Origin of the sequence: Stenotrophomonas sp. VV52, from assembly GCF_002893095.1 — a bacterium.
GTDB lineage: Bacteria > Pseudomonadota > Gammaproteobacteria > Xanthomonadales > Xanthomonadaceae > Stenotrophomonas > Stenotrophomonas aracearum.
In genome coordinates, this window is sequence record NZ_PKQQ01000010.1 from 55,019 (window position 1) to 73,010 (window position 17,992).

The 17,992-nt window shown below is 67.5% G+C and carries 16 protein-coding genes; 8 read left to right on the plus strand and 8 right to left on the minus strand.

All coding sequences use genetic code 11. The features are described 5' to 3' along the window. The first annotated feature begins 12 nt into the window (after positions 1-12). Positions 13-1,326: a polyhydroxyalkanoate depolymerase gene (gene phaZ, locus C2U58_RS15625; RefSeq protein WP_102946701.1), complete on the plus strand. Its 1,314-nt coding sequence runs from the start codon at positions 13-15 to the stop codon at positions 1,324-1,326. Positions 1,327-1,370: 44 nt separating this feature from the next. Here phaZ and C2U58_RS15630 read toward each other — a convergent pair whose 3' ends face one another. Then, positions 1,371-2,387 carry a sensor domain-containing protein gene (locus tag C2U58_RS15630; RefSeq protein ID WP_102946702.1) on the minus strand — a complete coding sequence of 339 codons (1,017 nt, stop codon included), beginning with the start codon at positions 2,385-2,387 and terminating at the stop codon, positions 1,371-1,373. Beyond that, positions 2,384-2,749, minus strand: a complete 366-nt coding sequence (locus C2U58_RS15635; RefSeq protein ID WP_102946703.1) for a PadR family transcriptional regulator — start codon at positions 2,747-2,749, stop codon at positions 2,384-2,386. Before C2U58_RS15635 ends, C2U58_RS15630 begins: the two co-directional genes overlap by 4 nt. Positions 2,750-2,961: 212 nt before the next feature. On the opposite strand from C2U58_RS15635, the gene C2U58_RS15640 reads away from it, so the two are divergent. Beyond that, positions 2,962-3,861: a peptidylprolyl isomerase gene (locus tag C2U58_RS15640; RefSeq protein ID WP_102946784.1), complete on the plus strand. Its 900-nt coding sequence runs from the start codon at positions 2,962-2,964 to the stop codon at positions 3,859-3,861. A 743-nt stretch (positions 3,862-4,604) separates the two neighbouring features. Here C2U58_RS15640 and C2U58_RS15645 read toward each other — a convergent pair. Continuing rightward, a complete protein-coding gene (locus tag C2U58_RS15645) occupies positions 4,605-5,483 on the minus strand; it encodes a DMT family transporter (RefSeq protein ID WP_070209576.1) in 879 nt (292 codons plus the stop codon). Positions 5,484-5,643: 160 nt separating this feature from the next. Between C2U58_RS15645 and C2U58_RS15650 the strand changes: the two genes are divergently transcribed. Both C2U58_RS15650 and C2U58_RS15655 read left to right on the plus strand, forming a co-directional pair. After that, positions 5,644-6,579, plus strand: a complete 936-nt coding sequence (locus tag C2U58_RS15650; protein ID WP_102946704.1) for a LysR substrate-binding domain-containing protein — start codon at positions 5,644-5,646, stop codon at positions 6,577-6,579. 85 nt (positions 6,580-6,664) lie between these two features. Further along, entirely contained in the window at positions 6,665-6,958 is a 294-nt protein-coding gene (locus C2U58_RS15655; protein WP_102946705.1) for a hypothetical protein, read from the plus strand. A gap of 16 nt (positions 6,959-6,974) precedes the next feature. Here the strand turns inward: C2U58_RS15655 and C2U58_RS15660 are convergent, their stop codons facing one another. Beyond that, positions 6,975-7,331 carry a GFA family protein gene (locus C2U58_RS15660; protein ID WP_102946706.1) on the minus strand — a complete coding sequence of 119 codons (357 nt, stop codon included), beginning with the start codon at positions 7,329-7,331 and terminating at the stop codon, positions 6,975-6,977. 105 nt (positions 7,332-7,436) lie between these two features. Here C2U58_RS15660 and C2U58_RS15665 point away from each other — a divergent pair, with 105 nt between their 5' ends. Continuing rightward, positions 7,437-9,248 carry a DUF885 domain-containing protein gene (locus C2U58_RS15665; RefSeq protein WP_102946707.1) on the plus strand — a complete coding sequence of 604 codons (1,812 nt, stop codon included), beginning with the start codon at positions 7,437-7,439 and terminating at the stop codon, positions 9,246-9,248. A 536-nt stretch (positions 9,249-9,784) separates the two neighbouring features. Here C2U58_RS15665 and smrA read toward each other — a convergent pair. Together smrA and C2U58_RS15675 are read right to left on the minus strand one after the other, a co-directional pair. Then, positions 9,785-11,620 carry a multidrug efflux ABC transporter SmrA gene (gene smrA, locus C2U58_RS15670; RefSeq protein ID WP_102946708.1) on the minus strand — a complete coding sequence of 612 codons (1,836 nt, stop codon included), beginning with the start codon at positions 11,618-11,620 and terminating at the stop codon, positions 9,785-9,787. 78 nt (positions 11,621-11,698) lie between these two features. Further along, positions 11,699-13,249 carry a serine hydrolase gene (locus C2U58_RS15675; protein WP_253256761.1) on the minus strand — a complete coding sequence of 517 codons (1,551 nt, stop codon included), beginning with the start codon at positions 13,247-13,249 and terminating at the stop codon, positions 11,699-11,701. A gap of 133 nt (positions 13,250-13,382) precedes the next feature. Here C2U58_RS15675 and C2U58_RS19890 point away from each other — a divergent pair, with 133 nt between their 5' ends. The 3 genes from C2U58_RS19890 to C2U58_RS15685 all read left to right on the plus strand — a co-directional run bounded on the left by C2U58_RS19890 (position 13,383) and on the right by C2U58_RS15685 (position 15,650). After that, positions 13,383-13,817, plus strand: coding sequence for a VOC family protein (locus C2U58_RS19890; protein WP_146033481.1), 435 nt, complete (start codon positions 13,383-13,385; stop codon positions 13,815-13,817). After that, on the plus strand, positions 13,814-14,632 hold the full coding sequence (locus C2U58_RS15680) for a DUF72 domain-containing protein (RefSeq protein WP_172448164.1): 819 nt from the start codon (positions 13,814-13,816) through the stop codon (positions 14,630-14,632). The genes C2U58_RS19890 and C2U58_RS15680 overlap by 4 nt, the downstream gene beginning before the upstream one ends. 70 nt (positions 14,633-14,702) lie before the next feature. Next, positions 14,703-15,650 carry a DMT family transporter gene (locus C2U58_RS15685; protein WP_102946711.1) on the plus strand — a complete coding sequence of 316 codons (948 nt, stop codon included), beginning with the start codon at positions 14,703-14,705 and terminating at the stop codon, positions 15,648-15,650. Here C2U58_RS15685 and C2U58_RS15690 read toward each other — a convergent pair whose 3' ends face one another. Continuing rightward, positions 15,651-16,811: an AAA family ATPase gene (locus C2U58_RS15690; protein WP_102946712.1), complete on the minus strand. Its 1,161-nt coding sequence runs from the start codon at positions 16,809-16,811 to the stop codon at positions 15,651-15,653. It abuts the gene before it with no gap. Positions 16,812-16,903: 92 nt separating this feature from the next. After that, positions 16,904-17,974, minus strand: coding sequence for a sensor domain-containing diguanylate cyclase (locus tag C2U58_RS15695; RefSeq protein ID WP_102946713.1), 1,071 nt, complete (start codon positions 17,972-17,974; stop codon positions 16,904-16,906). Between the last annotated feature and the right edge of the window lie 18 nt (positions 17,975-17,992).

Below are 17,992 nucleotides of genomic sequence, written 5' to 3' on the forward strand. Positions count from 1 at the left end.
TATTCGGACGTCATGCTTTACCAACTGCATGAATTGACCCGCAACATGCTCGCCCCGTGGGTGCACCAGGCCCAGGCCAATGCCAAGTTCTTCGCCAACCAGGGTCACTGGTGGTCGCAGATGCCCGGTGCCGACCGCCTGGCGGCGGTGAACGAGCTGTTCCACCGTATCGGCAAGGATTACGAGAAGCCCGAGTGGGGCATCAACGAAATCGAGGTCGACGGCGAGCGCGTGCCGATCGTGGTCCACGAAGAGGTCAGCAAGCCGTTCTGCAAGCTGCTGCGCTTCAAGCGCCACAGCAACGAGGCCGACCAGCTCAACACCATGCTCAACCAGCCGTTCGTGCTGGTGGTGGCGCCGCTGTCGGGGCATCACGCCACGCTGCTGCGCGACACCGTGCGCACGCTGCTGCGCGACCACCGCGTGTATGTCACCGACTGGGTGGACGCGCGCATGGTGCCGGGCAGCGAAGGCGAGTTCGGCCTGGACGACTACATTGCGTACGTGCAGGAATTCATCCGTCACCTCGGCGCTGAAAAGCTGCACGTGGTGAGCGTGTGCCAGCCGACCGTACCGGTGCTGGCCGCGGTTTCGCTGATGGCCAACCGCGGCGAACCCACGCCGCGGTCGCTGGTGATGATGGGCGGCCCGATCGATGCACGCTGCAGCCCCACCGCAGTGAACAACCTGGCCACGCAGAACCCGCTGTCGTGGTTCGAGAACAACGTCATCCACACGGTGCCGCCGGGTTACCCGGGCGCGGGCCGCCGCGTGTACCCGGGCTTCCTGCAGCACGCCGGATTCCTGTCGATGAACCCCAGTCGTCATTTCAGTTCGCACTGGGATTTCTATGCCGACCTGGTGAAGGGCGACATGGAAGACGCCGACGCACACCGCCGCTTCTACGACGAGTACAACGCGGTGCTGGACATGCCCGCCCGCTACTACCTGGACACCATCCGCGTGGTCTTCCAGGAATTCCTGCTGCCGCGCGGCGAGTGGTACGTGCAGGGCGAACGCGTCGATCCGGGTGCGATCACCGGCACCGCGCTGCTGAGCATCGAAGGCGAGCTGGACGACATCGCCGGCCTGGGCCAGACCGAAGCGGCGCAGGAACTGTGCACCGGCATCCCGGCCGAGCGCCGCGAGCATTTCATCGTTGAAGGCGCAGGCCACTACGGCATCTTCAGCGGTCGCCGCTGGCGCGAAACGGTGTACCCGAAGGTGCGCGACTTCTTCGCGGCCAATGCGCAGGCGGTGGCAAAGCCGAAGAAGGCGGCCAAGGCCGCCAGCAACGTAACCCCGATCCGCAAGAAGGCGGGGTAAAGGATCGCAGCGGGTGACGACCGTCGGTCGTCACCCGCCGATTGCTACAGGCGAACCAGCAGGTGCTTCGCCATCTGCCCGTGCAGGTGGCCGATGAAGCGCGCCAGGTGCATGGTGCAGAACAGGATCACCACGCCCAGTGCCGCGAATGCCGGGGTGGTCCACAGCGGCAGCGTGGTGACGTTCCCGTCGATGTACAGCCCGGGCACGCCGTCCAGCGCGAACATCGCCGCCACCGGTGCCCAGATGAAGGCCAGCGACACCGACAGCAGGGTCACGGCGACGGTGAAGTACAGGATGCCCAGCGGCAGCATCAGCACGAAATACAGCATGGTCAGCCAGGTGCGCCCGTCGGTGAACATGTCGCCGATCCGCTGCAGCCAGGTGCGGCTGCGGTCGGAGTAACGCGGCCGGCGTGGCATGCGTTCGCCGAGCAGGACTTCGATCAGGCGCCCTTCCAGCAGCGCCAGGCCGCGTACCGAGCCGAAGAACAGCACGGTCAGCGGGATGCCGATGATCAGGATCAGCAGGCCCAGCGACATCGACAGGCCGGTGATCACCCAGGTGAAGAAGAACGTGCCCGTGGCCAGCGACAGCAGCATGTAGAACAGCGCGCCATAGGTGCGCGGTTCCAGTGCGACGCCGAAGAACCGGCCCAGTGCCGAACGCGGCGGCGGCGGCACGCGGTCCACCGGCGGAACCTCACCCGCAGCGGCCGCTGCGGCGGCAGCACCGGGCGCGACCTGCGCGGGGACTACCCGGGCGATCGGACGGATGCTGGCACTGGGGGTGCGCAGCGCGCGGTTCACGGTGATTTCGGTCTCGCGGTAGATCTCGGCCACTTCCTCCGGCGCGCCATAGCTGCCGGCGACGTCGGCGATGACCTCGGCTTCGCTGCGGCCGGGCTGGGCGGCCAGCTCCGAGCGCAGGTATTCCTCGGCGTCATACAGCGCGTCCTGCACCATCGCCGGGTCGGCGTCGTGCAGGGCAGCGCGCAGCTGCGCCAGGTACTGCCCGATGGTGGTGGGCAGGCCCACGCCCGCCATGCTCTGTTCGTTCATTGCAGTACCCCTTCCAGCACGGAATCGACGGAATCTCGGGTGGCACGCCAGGCCTGGGTCCACTGCTCCAGGACCTGACGGCCGCGTTCGTTGATGCGGTAGTAGCGCCGCGGTGGCCCGGCCACCGACGGTTCGATCTGGCTTTCGAGCAGGCCCGCCGTTTCCAGGTTGCGCAGCACCGGGTACAGCGCGCTCTGTTTGCCGCTGAGCACGCCTTCGCCCACGCGCTCGAGCTCCTTGGCAATCAGGTAGCCGTACAGCGGCTCGCCGGTACGGGCGAGCACCGCCAGCAACGCCAGCGAGACAGTGCCGGCGCTGAGCTCTTTCTGGAACTTCTTGAGGTGGACCTCGTGGTCGCTCATGGCGATCTCCAGCTAGCGTGGAGTCAACACTAGTGTGAAGTCAGCTATAGCGAACGTGCCGTTAGTCACCCTGCCGGGTGGGTGCGTAGTGCCGGCCGCTGGCCGGCTCGACGTGCTGGCGGAATCGCTCCGTGGAGCCGGCCGGCGGCCGGCACTACCTGGCGGCGAAGCTTCTGCGCGAGAATCGATGCAATCTCCTGAAAGGGTTCACCATGTCGCCACGCCGCCCTGCCCTGCTCGCCCTTGCCCTGGCCTGTGTCCTCCCGACCCTGGCCATGGCGGCCACGCCCTACCGCAGCGCCCAGCAGATCCTGGAGGCGTCGCCGGACAGCGACTGGCGCACGCCGGACCCGGCCAACCTGCTGGTGATGAACCTGGCGGCGGGCCAGGTGGTGATCGAGCTGGCCCCGGCGTTTGCGCCGCAGCACGTGGCGAACATCCAGACGCTGGCGCACGAGCACTTCTGGGACGGCGAGAGCATCTACCGGGCGCAGGACAATTTCGTGGTGCAGTTCGGCGATGCGGATGCGGACGATGCGGCGAAGGCGAAGCCGCTGGGCAGTGCCAAGCGCAAGCTGCCGGCAGAGTTCCAGCGCGACAGCAAGGGTCTGAAGGTCACGGTGCTGCCGGACCGCGACGGCTGGGCGGACCAGACCGGATTCATTGACGGGTTCGCGGTGGGCCAGGACAAGGCGGACGGCAAGACGTGGCTTGCGCATTGCTACGGTGCGCTGGGCGCAGGCCGCAACAATGAGGAAGACAGCAGCATCGGTGCGGAGCTGTACGTGGTCACCGGGCAGTCGCCGCGCCAGCTGGACCGCAACATCACGGTGGTGGGGCGCGTGCTGAAGGGCATGGAACTTCTCAGCGCGCTGCCGCGCGGCCCGGCGCCGATGGGTTTCTACGCGGACGCTGCGCAGCGCACGCCGATCACTTCTATCCAGCGCGTGAGCGACCTGCCCGAAGCGCAGCGACCGACGCTGCAGGTGCTGCGCACCGATTCAAAGACGTTCATCGACACGGTGGAAGCGCGCCGCAACCGCGTGGACGATTTCTACAAGCGTGCGGCGGGGCATATCGATCTGTGCAACATTCCTGTGCCGGTTCGCTGAGGGACCGTAGAGCCGGGCTCTGCCCGGCTCTACGACCGGTCATTCGTTGCAACGGCGCGTGGCGACGCGTTCATCGGTTGGACGCGTCATTGCGGCTGCGGCGCGGCTGCGCCCGGCTGCTGTTGGATTCAGGCGAACAGCCGCAGGTGCACCGTTTCCCTGGCTTGGGCCGCCCGGTGCCGGTTTGCGGGGTCGCCGTAAACCCATCCATGGGGGCTAAGCGGACGCCATCCATGGCGCCGAGTCCCCCGCAAACCGACACCGGGCGACCCTTTGACAGTTGGCCGGTGGCCAAGGGACACGCGGATGTCGGCCATTGGCCGACATGCGGTTTCGTTCGATTGTCATGCATTACCGGACGCGGGCGATTCCACGGCGGTTGTTTGGGAACCAACCCTACCGCGCGAGGCGAACCAGTCGCGTAGTGACACGCCATGCGTGTCCACCGTAAACCAACGCAGCAAGCATTCGTTTCGACCAACGGTCGACACACCGGCTTTTCCCATGGCAGCCGACGACCTATCGATGGGTCGGCGGGTGGGGGGTACGGGACCGTGAAGGCACATGGATGTGCCGCCCGAGCCTAACGGGAGATTTAAGGCGTGTCCCGTACCCCCCACCCGCCGGCCCAACACCAGGAACCTCGCCGCCGACGGGCTGTTCGCCTGAATCCAACAGCGAGCCGGGCAGAGCCCGGCTCTACGCATACGTTGCAATCAAGAGCGGCCGGGCATGCCCCGGCTCTACCGCGAGCGCTGGGAGACCGCGACGCTGCCGAGGATCAACGCACCTGCGATCAGCATCGCCAGCGTCACCGGCTCACCCAGGAACATCCAGGCGAACAGCGCGCCGAACATCGGCACCAGATAGGTGACGGTGGAAGCGCGGGCCGGGCCGATGCGGGCGATCAGGCGATAGAACATCAGGAAGGCGAAGCCGGTGCAGACCACGCCCAGCGCGATCGCGCACGCCCAGGAAACCACAGGAATGGGAGCCTCCGGCCAATGCGTCAGCGCCAGCGGCAGCATCACCAGCGCCGCGCTGCCCAGCGTTGCACCCGCCGATGCCGCCGGCGGCAAACCAGTCATGTGGCGCTTCACCAGGTTCACCCCCAGCCCGTACAGCAACGCCGCCAGCGAACCGGCGATCACCGCCGCGCCAATGCTCAGTCCCGACACCTTGGCCGTCGCCAGCACCACCACCCCGGTGAAGCCGACCAGCAGCGCGATAGCACGGCGCATGCCGATTTTTTCACCGAAGAACAGGAACGCGATCAACGCCGCGAACAACACCGTCATCGCATTGCAGATCGCCCCGATCGCCGCCGGCGCACGCTGCGCCGCCCACGCGAACAGCACGAACGGAATCGCCGAATTGATCAGACCGATCGGCACCAGCCAGCGCCAGCGCCGCGCCGGGAACTGCGCACGCGCCTTCCACAGGAATGGCAGCAGCACCAGCGCGCCCAGCAGCAGCCGCACCTCCACCAGCGCATACGGCCCGAACGACGGCACCGCCACCCGCATGAACAGGAAGGAACAGCCCCAGATCGCCCCCAGCAGCGTCAGCTCCAGCGGCGTGCGCCAGTCGCGGGCAGCCGTACCGGCCAGATCCGCGCTCACGGGCGGCCCCCGCTCGAAACAACACCACCAACACACGGCAACACGACGGGCAGCAACATGGCGAAGGCTCCGGGGGAAGAGGTACAGCATCCGCCTGCGCCCCAAACCCCGCAAGCGCGTAGTATCGGTGCCAGCCACAAATCAGATTTGGGTCTTGCCGATGATCCTGCGCCCCGCCCTGCTGCCCGCCCTCGGCGTGTTCGCCGTCGCCGCCCGCCACCAGAACTTCGCCCACGCCGCCGAAGAACTGCACCTCACTGCCAGCGCCGTCAGCCACCACGTGCGCCGGCTCGAATCTTTGCTCGGTACCGTCCTGTTCCAGCGCCAGGCGCGCGGCGTCCGCCTCACCGCCGAAGGCCGCCAGCTCGCCGACGCCGCCGCCGCCGCGCTCAGCGACCTCAATGCCGTCGCCGGCAACCTGCACCCCCAGGCCGACATCGTTCCCCTGCGCATCACCACCCTCCGCTCCCTCTCCTACTGCTGGCTGGTACCCCGCCTGCCGCGTTTCACCCGCCAGCACCCGCGCATGCGCATTCAACTGCAGACCAGCAGCGAACTGCTGCGCTTCGACGAGAACGGCCCCGAACTCGGCATCCGCTACGGCCTTGGCCAATGGCCCGGGCTCACCGCCCACCACCTCATGGACGACGAACTCTGCCCCGTCGCCTCACCCGCACTGCCCGGCGTCTCCGCCCTGCGCGAGCCCGCCCAGATCGCCAGCCTGCCGCTGGTCAGCGACATGTCACCGCAGGGCTGGCGCGACTGGTTCCGCGCCGCCGGCGTGCGTGGCCTCGACCTGCCCGCCCAGCACACCTTCAGCGACAGCACCGACGCCATGCGCGCCGCCGTCTACGGCATCGGCGCCGTACTCGCGCGCAAGCACATCGCCCAGCCCTACCTGCAACGCTACGAACTGGTGCGCCTGCCCGGGCCCGCGCTCAAGGCGCGCTACGCCTATTACATCGTGCATCCCGAGCACCGCCCGCTCAGCCCCACCGCCGTTGCGTTCATGGACTGGCTCAAGCGCGAAGCGCAGGACGACCGCACGCCGATACCCGCGTTGCCGGAAGAACTGATGGGAATGGCGCGCGACTGAACAGATGCACCTGAAGCGGCTCGTTCCTCACCTGCCCTTGTCCACCCGCTGGCTAGGCTGGAATTCCCTTCCCAGAGACGTCCCCATGGCCATGCTGCGTATCCGGATCACCGGCACCGAAGACGATGCCCGCGCCATCAGCGACCTGCTGCAGAGCATCGACGGCATCGAGCATGTCGAGGAAACCGATGACCTGATGCCGCACATGGACGACGACGACTCAAGCTCGGCCGGTCTCTCCGATGACATCGGACCGGGTACCCATGAGCTCGAAGTGGAAGTCGGCAACGAGTACACCACCCAGCGCGTGCGCGACGCCGTGGAAGTGCTCGCCCGCGAGCTGGACGTGTTCGTCGAGTACGAAGAAGACGAAGGCTGACGGAACCGCGCAGGGCTCAGACCTTGGCCCCGTCGTACTGGGTGATCCTGAGCCCGGCCAGATCCACCTCCGGCAGGCAGCGCACATTCACCGCCGCCATCGGCTGGTTGCTGCGCGGGTCGATGCCTTCGCTGAACGGGGCGATGCCGCACGTGGCGCAGAAATGGTGCTCCAGATGGCGCTGGTTGAACTGGTAGGTACTGACCGCCGCCGGGTCCGTGGTCAGGGTCAGCGCCGCGCGCGGACCAAACCAGAGCAGCCCGCCCCGCTTGCGGCACAGCGAGCAGTTGCAGTCCATCGCCTCGGTGATGGGCTCTGCCGCCTCCAACGTGAATGCGATGTTTCCACAGTGACAGCCTCCCTGGTACTGCATGGCACCACCCCGCCGGTCTGGAAAGCGCCATGGTAAGCCAATGGCACGGGCGGCACCCCGCCGGGCAGCCTATGCTGGCCGATTGACCACAGCACAGGATCGCCGATGCGCCAGCATCTTCTCGCCCTCGCCCTGATCGCCGCCCTGGGTGGCTGCCAGCAGGCCGACGCCCCCACCGCACCGGCCGCCGGTACCGCCGCCAGCGCTCCGGCCGCCGACGCCGCCGTTGACGCCGCGTTCGCCGACGTGTCCAAGCGCGCCCTGGACACCTGGATGCAGCTGTCCCCGATCAGCGCCACCCAGATCGGCGACCACCGCTACGACAGCGAGATCGACGACCTGAGCGCGGCCGGCCAACAGAAGATGCTGACCGCCTACAAGGGCCTGCTGGGCGAACTGGACAAGATCGAGGTCAGCAAGCTCGGCCGCGAGAACCAGGTGGACGCCGCGATCCTGCGCAACCAGCTGCAGCAGGAAATCTGGACCGCCGAAGTGCTGCAGTCGTCCAAGTGGGACCCGCAGATCTACAACGGTGCCGCCGGCAGCGCGCTGTACGGCCTGATGGCACGCGAATTCGCGCCGCTGCCCGAGCGCCTGGAGTCGGCCACCGCGCGCATGGAAAAGCTGCCGCAGATCTTCGCCCAGGCCCGTGAGAACCTGGACCCGGCGCGCGTGCCGAAGATCCATGCCGAAACCGTGGCCAAGCAGAACCGCGGCATCCTCAGCATCGTGGACACGTTCATCACTCCGCACATCGGTGAACTGCCGGCCGAAGACGGCAAGCGCCTGCAGGCGGCCATCGACGGCCTGAAGAAGGCGGTGGACGAGCAGCAGACCTGGCTGGACAAGACCCTGGTGCCGAACGCGAAGGGCGACTTCCGCATCGGTGCCGAGCTGTACGACCAGAAGCTGAAGTTCGCGCTGAATTCCTCGCTGTCGCGCGCCGAGATCGGCGAGCGCGCGCGTGCCGAACTCAAGCGCGTGCGCCAGGACATGTACGGCATCGCGCAGACGGTGCTGAAGGACAAGCCGGGTGCCCCGGAACTGCCGGCCAACCCGACCGACGCGCAGCAGCAGGCGGCGATCGAAGCCGCGCTGGAACTGGCGTATGCCGACAAGCCGGCACGCGACAAGGTGGTTGAAGACGCCAAGGCCGCGCTGGCCCAGTCCACCGAGTTCGTGCGCACGCACGACCTGATGACGCTGCCGGACGCGCCGGTGGACATCATCCTGATGCCGGAATTCCAGCGCGGCGTGGCCGTGGCCTACTGCGACTCGCCGGGCCCGCTCGACAAGAACCTGAAGACCTTCTACGCGGTGTCGCCGATTCCGGACGACTGGACCGACAAGCAGGTCGACTCGTTCCTGCGCGAATACAACAGCCGCATGATCCACCTGCTGAGCATCCACGAAGGCACCCCGGGCCACTATCTGGAAGGCTGGCATTCGGGCAAGTTCCCGTCGACCCTGCGTGCCGTGCTGCGTTCGGGCCTGTTCGCCGAAGGCTGGGCGGTCTACACCGAGCGGATGATGCAGGAGCAGGGTTACCTGGACAACGACCCGCTGTTCCACCTGGTGCAGCTGAAGTTCTACCTGCGCACCATTTCCAACGCGATCCTGGACCAGGGCGTGCACGTGGACAACTGGACCCGCGAGCAGGCGATGCAGCTGATGACCCACGACGCCTTCCAGCAGGAAAGCGAAGCCTCGGGCAAGTGGGTGCGTGCACAGCTGACGTCCGCACAGCTACCGACCTACTTCGTTGGTGCGCAGGAACACTTCGACACCCGCAAGGCCGTGCAGGAAAAGCAGGGCGACACGTTCAACCTGAAGGCCTACCACGACCAGATGCTGTCCTACGGCGCCCCGCCGGTGCGCTTCGCGCGCCAGCTGATGCTGGACCAGCCGATCGAGTGATGGTTGGCAGGTTTTGAAATGCGAACGGCCCGGTGAGAACCGGGCCGTTTTTGTTTTTCGTGCGTGTTCAATTCGTCCGCGAACAGCGGCGTCTCCCTATTACGTGCAGGGGCGGCCGCCGGGCAGCCCCGCTCCGGGACACGCCGTGAACCCATCCATGGGGGCTGCTAGAAAACATCCATGTTTTCTAGCGTCCCTCCGGGGGCTACCCGGCGGCCGCCCCCATACAGGGTCGTGTGCGGTTGGAAAGAGCCGACACGCGTGGCGTGTCACTACGCGGCGACCCACTCCGCGCAGCGGATCCGCGTTTTCCGTGGCCACCGGCCCACTATCAAAGGGTCGACCGGGGTCGGTTTGCGGGGGACTCGGCGCCATGGATGGCGTCCGCGTAGCCCCCATGGATGGGTTTACGGCGCCCCCGCAAACCGGCACCGGGCGGCCCAAGCCAGGGACACCGTGCAAACGACGGCTGTTCGCACGAATCCAACAGCAGCCGGGCAGAGCCCGGCTCTACGCCATTCCGTGCAACCGCAGCTTTACGCTTCGTCCGCCGCAACAAAGCCGCCCGTCTGCCGCGCCCACAGACGTGCGTACAGGCCACCAGCGGCCACCAGTTCGGCATGCGTGCCGGTTTCCACGATCCGGCCCTGATCCATCACCACCAGCCGGTCCATGCGCGCGATCGTGCTCAGGCGGTGCGCAATCGCGATCACCGTCTTGCCTGCCATCAACTCGTCCAGGTTCTCCTGGATCGCCGCTTCCACTTCCGAATCCAGCGCCGAGGTTGCCTCGTCCAGCACCAGGATCGGCGCATCCTTCAGCAGCACCCGTGCGATCGCGATGCGCTGCCGCTGACCACCCGAAAGCTTTACCCCGCGCTCGCCTACATGCGCGTCGTACCCCTGCCGGCCTTCGCCGTCGCGCAGCGTCTCGATGAAACTGGCAGCACGCGCCTTCGCCACCGCCGCGTGCAACTGCTCCTCCGTCGCATCCGGCCGACCGTACAACAGATTGTCGCGGATCGACCGATGCAGCAGCGACGTGTCCTGCGTCACCACCCCGATCTGCCGGCGCAGGCTTTCCTGCGTCACCGCCGCAATGTCCTGCCCGTCGATGCGGATCTGCCCGCTTTCCAGGTCGTACAGCCGCAGCAGCACGTTCACCAGCGTCGACTTGCCCGCACCCGACGGACCTACCAGACCGATCTTCTCGCCCGGCTTCACCACCAGGTCCAGCCCCGCGATCACCCCGCCCTTCTTGCCGTAGTGGAAGTGGATGTCGTCGAACTGCACCCCGCCCTCGCCCACCACCAGCGGCACCGCGTCCACGCGGTCCTGCACGCTCAGCGGCTGCGAGATCGTCGTGATCCCGTCCTGCACCGTGCCGATGTCCTCGAAGATCCCGTTGATCGTCCACATGATCCAGCCCGACATGTTGTGGATCCGGATCACCAGGCCCGTCGCCAGCGTGATCGCCCCCACCGTGATGTTGCCGTGGCTCCACAGCCACAGCGCCAGCCCGCAGGTCCCCGCGATCAGGAACCCGTTCACGATCGAAATGGTCAGGTCCAGGCTCGTCGTGATCCGCGTCTGCCGGCGATGCTTCACCGCCAGCTCCTCGATCGCCTCCGCCACGTACGCCTGCTCGCGCCCGCCATGCGCGAACAGCTTCAACGTCGGAATGTTCGTGTAGCCGTCCACGATCCGGCCCATCGCCTTCGACCGCGCTTCCGATGCGATCCACGCCCGCTGCTTCGCGCGCGGCACGAAGTACACCATGATCGCCACGTACGCCCCCAGCCACAGCACCAGCGGAATCATCAGCCGCCAGTCCGCCTGCGCGAACAGGTACAGCGCCGTGCCCGTGTAGACCACGATGTACCACAGCGAATCCACCATCTGCACCGCCGACTCGCGCAGCGACGTCCCCGTCTGCATCACCCGGTTGGCCATGCTGCCCGCAAAGTCGTTCTGGAAGAACGACAGGCTCTGCCGCACCACGTAGTTGTGCATCAACCAGCGCGAACGGTTGCTCAGGCCCGGCACGATTGCCTGGTTCACCAGCAGGTTGTGCAGCCCCACCAGCACCGGCCGCGCCACAAGCGTGATCGCCGCCATCCACAGCAGCGAATCGGCATGCCGCGCGAAGAAGCCCGCGTCCGGCTGCTCGCTCACCATGTCCACGATGCGGCCCAGGAAATCGAACATCGCCACTTCCACCAGCGCCAGCAGCAACCCCGCGATGAGCGTCGCCAGCAGCACCGGCCAGACCGGGCGCAGGTAGTGGATGTAGAACGGCACCACCCGGCGCGGCGGCATGCGCGCGTCGGTCGGCGGAAACACCGGAATCAGCGACTCGAACCAGCGGAACATTCCCTTTCCCGAAAAGCAGACAGGCCGCGATTATCCCACCGCGGCCTGCCGTTTGTTTTCACCCGCGCAACACGCCGTTCATTTCGCGGCGTCGGTACGCACCGGGGTCAACACCAGGTCCTGGAAATCGAAACTGAAGTCGGTCAACGACGACACCGGCTGCATGCGCACCTCGCGTACCTTGCCGTCCGGGTCCAGGCTGAAGTTCACGAACGCGTCCGCGTTGAGCGAACGGTCGTCCCAGCGCACGATGAACGTGTCGTGCTGCCAGTGCTCCATCGTCCCCACCAGCTGCGCCGTCTTGCCGAAGCGCAGGCGCAGCGCCTTGCCGCGCAGCTCCACGAACACCTCGCCATACCACGGGTCCCGATAGGTGCCGGCATACCCACCCAACGCCAGCGACGGCGTCGACTTCGGGTCGCGGGCGGCCTGGTGCGCCGCCCAGCCCTCGTCGGCCTTGTCCTGCGCCTTGGCCACCGCCGCCGCGTACGCCGCCACCCAGTCGGTCTCCGGCGCACCAAGGTACGCGTCCAGCACCGCCATGGTCACCGCATTGAACGCCGCGCCCACTTCCTGGTTGGTCAGCACCACCACGCCCAGGTTCTTTTCCGGCACCAGGGTCACCCGCGACACCATGCCCGGCCAGCCGCCGGTATGCCAGACCAGCTTCTGCCCCCGGTAGTCGCTCAGGCTCCAGCCTTCGCCGTATCCCGCGAAATTCGGGCGCGCCGCCGCCAGCTGCGGCACGCTGGGCTCCGGCACCACCTGCGGCGTGATCATCTGCCACATCGCCTGCTGGGTCTTCGGGCTGAACAGCGGCGTCCCGCTTTCCAGCTTGCCCTGGGCCAGCTGCACCTGCATCCAGCGCGCCATGTCGTGCACGCTGGAGTAGATACCGCCGGCACCGGCGTTGTTCGACCAGGTCAGCGGCGCCACCGTGCGCAGCTCGGTGAAATCGAATTTGGCGTGCCCGGTCGCGGCCTTGTCGCCCTTCTGCAGGTGGTCCGCATTGAAGCGGGTGCCGGTCATGCCGACCGGGGTGAAGATGTGCTGCTGCAGGAAGTCGGCATAGGACTGGCCCGACACCTTTTCGATCACCTGCTGCGCCACCGCATACAGGATGTTGTCGTAGGCGTAGCGGTCACGGAAGCCGGCTTTCAGCGGCACCTTGCCCAGCCGCTCCACCACCTCGGCATTGCTGTAGGTGGTGGTCGGCCAGAACAGCAGGTCGCCCGCCCCCAGGCTCAGCCCGCTGCGGTGCGCGAGCAGGTCGCGGATGCGCATCTCGCCGGTCACATAGGGGTCGGACATGCGGAACGACGGCAGGTGGTCGATCACCCGGTCGTCCATCTTCAGCTTGCCCTGCTCGGCCAGCAGGTTCAGCGAGGTCGCGGTGAACGCCTTGGTGTTGGAGGCGATCGCGAACAGCGTGTCGGCTTCGACCGGATCCGGCTGGCCCAGCGTGCGCACGCCGTAGCCGCGTTCCAGCACCACCTGGCCGTCCTTGACCACCGCCACCGCGATGCCGGGCACGTCGAACTGGCTGCGCACGCGCTCCACGGTGGCGTCCAGCTGCTGCAGTTCAGCCGGCACGGCTGCCGACGCCAGGGGTGCGCATGCCAGCAGCACGAGGCCTCCGATCCAGGATGTGTTCAAACAGTGTCTCCGGTTGCGTGTTGCAGGGACGTCGAGGTTTCGCACGATGGTAACGCGGGCGGTCGCAGGCTCGCCTGTGCCAGAAGCCGTCCACCCGGAGTCCCCCATGACCACGCCCCCCGATCCCGGTTCCACCATCATTCCCTGCCTGCGCTACCGCGACGCCCACGCGGCCATCGCGTGGCTGGAGAAGGCGTTCGGATTCACCGCACAGGCCGTGTACGCCGAAGGCGATATCGTCTACCACGCCCAGCTGGTGTACGGCCGCGGCATGATCATGCTCGGCTCGGTCGACAACGGCGGCGAATGGGGCAAGTGGGTGGTCCAGCCCGACGAGATCGGCCAGCGCGAAACCCAGAGCGCCTGCGTGATCGTGACCGACGCCGATGCCCACCACGAACGCGCGGTCGCCGCCGGGGCCGAGGTCGTGATCCCCATCGCCAGCCAGGACTACGGCGGCCGTGGCTATGCCTGCCGCGACCTGGAAGGCCACCTGTGGTGGTTCGGCAGCTACGATCCGTGGAAGGAAGCCAGCGTTTGAAGAAGCAGGCGCCCGGGCCGATCCGCACCGGTATCGGCGGCTGGGTGTTCCCGGCCTGGCGCGGCGGCACCTTCTACCCGGCCGGCCTGCCGCAACGCGACGAACTGGCGCATGCCAGCCGGCAGCTGGGCTGCATCGAGATCAACAGCACCTTCTACCGCGCGCAGAAGCCGGCCGTGTACGCGCAATGGCGCGAGCAGACGCCGCCAGGGTTCCGGTTCTCGGCCAAGGCGCCGCGCACGATCACCCAACGCCACGACCTGGCCGAGGCGGGCGCGCGTGCGGAAGGCTTCATCGAAGGCATCAGCACACTGCAGGACCGGCTGGGCCCGCTGGTCTGGCAATTCGCCGACCGCCATCCGGCCGGCGCGCAGGAGTTCGACCGCTTTCTCGATGCCCTGCCGAAGCAGGCGGATGGTCGCCCCTTGCAGCACGCGCTGGAGGTGCGCAATCCGGCGGCGTGGACGCCCGAGCTGGTGGCGGTGGCGCGTGCGCACAACGCCGCGCTGGTGTTCAGCGGATCGAAGGAGCACCCGAGCTTTGCCGACCCCACGGCCGATTTCATCTACGCGCGGCTGATGCAGTCGCGTGCGAACCTGCGCGCCGGCTATCCACAGCGCACGCTGGAGCAGTGGTGCCTGCGTGCGATGCGCTGGGCACGCGGCGGGGACAATCCGGACCTGCCGCACGTGCTGCCCGCCGCAAAAGCGGGGGCGCCACGGGAGGTGTATGTGCTGTTCATTGGCGCGGCCAAGCAGCGCAACCCGGGGGCGGCGGTGGCGTTGCGCGCGCAGTTGGAGGGTGTGGGGGGCTGACTGTTGGTGGATTTGCGTGGTTGCCACGCAAGGCGTGGCACTACCGGGGGGGTTCGCGCACAATTGGGGGATGGCTACTTCCGACACGCGCAGAGCGCTTTTCCAGATCCACTTCTGCGTGCTGTTGTGGGGCGTCACCGCCATCCTCGGCAAGCTGATCACCCTGCCCGCGTTGCCGCTGGTGTGGTGGCGCATGCTGCTGGTGGTGGCGATGCTGGCGCTGCTGCCGCGCGTCTGGCGCGGGCTGCGCCAGCTCTCCCCTGCACTGTTCGCCGGCTACTGCGGGGTGGGGGCGCTGGTGGCGCTGCACTGGCTGACCTTCTACGGCGCGGTGAAACTGGCCAACGCCTCGGTGGCCGCCACCTGCATCGCGCTGGCGCCGGTGTTCACCGCGGTGATCGAACCGTGGGTGGCCAAGCGCCCGTTCCAGTTGCGCGAACTGGCCTTCGGCATCGCGGTGCTGCCGGGGGTCGGCATGGTGGTCGGCGGCGTGCCCGATGGCATGCGGCTGGGCGTGCTGGTCGGCGCGATGTCGGCGCTGCTGGTCGCGATCTTCGGCTCGCTCAACAAGCGGCTGGTCAGCCATGCCGATCCGCTTACCGTGACTGCGGTGGAACTCGGCGCCGGTACCCTGACCCTGACCCTGCTGGCCCCCTTGCTGCCGTTCCTGCTGCCGGCGCTGGCCAGCCCGCTGTGGGTAGTGCCGGACCTGCACGACAGTCTGCTGCTCCTGATTCTGGCCGGGGTGTGCACGCTGCTGCCGTTTGCGCTGGCGCTGGTTGCGCTGCGCCACCTCAGTGCCTACACCGTGCAGCTGGTGACCAACCTGGAGCCGGTGTACGCGATCCTGCTGGCGATGGTGCTGCTGAGCGAACAGCGCGAACTCACCCCGCTGTTCTACGCCGGCGTGGCGATCATCGTCGGCGCGGTGTTCCTGCATCCGCTGTTGAACCGCCGCAAGCGGGTGCAGCACCCGGAAATCCTGGGCACCGCCGAGGCGCGCAACATCGCCGACTGATCAGCGCTCGGGCCAGTACCAGGCCGGCGCGTCGAGCAGCCCCTGCCCGACCAGGGTGGTGCGGCTCATCTGTTTTTCCAGCGCGATCGGGTTGCACAAGGGCGACTCGCGCAGCGCCGCCACCAGCCGCGTGGCGTGCGACACCACCCACAGCTGGCTGCGCGCGGTGGCCGCGATGATCAATCGACCCAGTGCCGGCAGCAGGTCCGGGTGCAGGCTGGTTTCCGGTTCGTTGAGCACCATCAGCGGCGGCGGCCTGGGCGTGTGCAGCGCGGCGATCAGCAGCAGGTAACGCAAGGTCCCGTCGGACAGCTCAGCGGCCGACAACGGCCGCAGCAGCCCGTGCTGATGGAATTTCAGGTGCAGCCGGCCTTCGCTGCCCTCAATGCGCACCTGCGCACCGGGAAAGGCATCTTCCACCGCATCCGCAAGGCCCTGCTCATCGCCCACTTCGACGATGGTCTGCCAGGCCGCCGCCAGGTCGCGTCCGTCCTGCGCCAGCACCGGCGTGCGCGTGGCCAGTGGCGACTGCCGCGCGGGTGCGTCGGTGTCGGTACGGAAGTGATCGTAGAAGCGCCAGGCGCGGATCATCTCGCGCAGGGTCAGCACCTCTGGCATGCGCTGCGGGTCGGCCAGCTGCGAAAACACGCTGTCGAACACCGACAACCGGTCATCCACCGTTTCCCAGTGCCGGCCATTGCGTCGCCGCACCAGCGGGCCGCGCCGGTCCACCAGCACCGCGCTGCCGCGCAGGAACGGCCCGGCCCAGATGCTCTCGCATTTGATCTGCGGGTCGAGCGCGAACGCCGAATTGCTGGGGACAGGAAAGCCCAGGTCGATCGCATAGCCGAAGGCGTCGGCCGCGAATCCCAGCCGCAGCGCCACCGGTTCGCTGCGCGCGGCGCCCTGCACCGGCACCTCGCCGTGCTGCATGGCCCGGCTGGTCTGTGCCGGGCCGGCCCACAGCGCGGAGCCCAGGCCGCCTTCGCGTGCCAGTGCCGCCGCGACGCCACCCTGGGCAGTGTCGGCCAGCAGACGCAGCGCGCGGTACAGGCTGGATTTGCCGCTGCCGTTGTCGCCGGTCACCAGGTTCAGACGCCCCATCGGCACGACCAGGTCGTGCAGGGAGCGGTAACGGGAAATGGCCAGGGTCTGCAGCATCTACGGGTCCGGACGGAGAAAACGACACGGGAGGATGCCGCACACACGTCGCAGCGCGTGCGAACGTCCGTTAACCAGGGTGAAAACCGCAACTACGTGGCGGTTTCAACCCTGTTCCGGCCATTGCCCTTGGCCCGGTACAGCGCCGCGTCGGCCCGTGCCAGGGTCTGTTCGACCGTATCCCCTGCCTGGTGCGCGGCCACCCCGATGCTGACCGTCACCGGAAATCCCAACGGGAGGTCGGCCACCGCCATGCGCAGGAAATCGCACTGCAGTTCGGCGGTGCGCAGTTCGGTGTCGGGCATCAGCACCACGAACTCCTCGCCGCCATAGCGCGCGGCCAGGCCGCGCCCGGAAAACTGCGCGCGCAGCAGCACGCCCAGTTCGGCCAGCACCCGGTCGCCGGTGGCGTGGCCGTTGAAGTCGTTGATGTGCTTGAAGTGGTCGATATCCACCAACGCCACTGCGGTCTGCCGCGGCTGCCCGTCGGCGTCCTTCACCGAGGCCTCCAGCGCCACCGACATCGCACGGCGGTTGGGCAGGCCGGTGAGCACGTCGGTGCGGCTCTGTTCGGCCAGGTCGGCGTTCTGCGCCAGCAGCACCTCGTGGTATTCGGCCAGCAGCTTCTCGTAGTCGTCGCGTTCGAGCATGTGGGCCTGGATGTCCAGCGCGAAGCGGCGCAGTTCCATCACCAGCATCACCTGCCGCGACAACGCGGCCAGCGCCTCGGTCTGCTGGTGGTCGAGCCGGTGCGGCTGCGGGTCGAACACGCACAGCGTACCCAACGGCATTCCGTCCGTAGTGATCAGCGGCGCGCCTGCGTAGAAGCGCACCTTCGGGTCGCCGGTCACGATCGGGTTGTCGTGGAAACGCACGTCCCGCTGCGCGTCTTCCACCACCATCACCTCGGACGGATGCAGGATCGCATGGCCGCACATCGATTCGGACCGCGGCAGTTCCTGCGCGTCGGTGCCCTGGATCGACTTGAACCATTGCCGTTCGGCGTCGATCAGGGTCACCGCTGCCATCGAGGCGCCACACACCGCCTTGGCGATGGTGACCAGGTCGTCGAACGACTTTTCCCTCTCCGAATCGAGGATGTTGTAACGGTACAGCGCCGCCAGGCGGATCGCCTCGTTGGCGGGCTTCTCGGGCTTGATCATGCAGTGGTCGCATCCGGG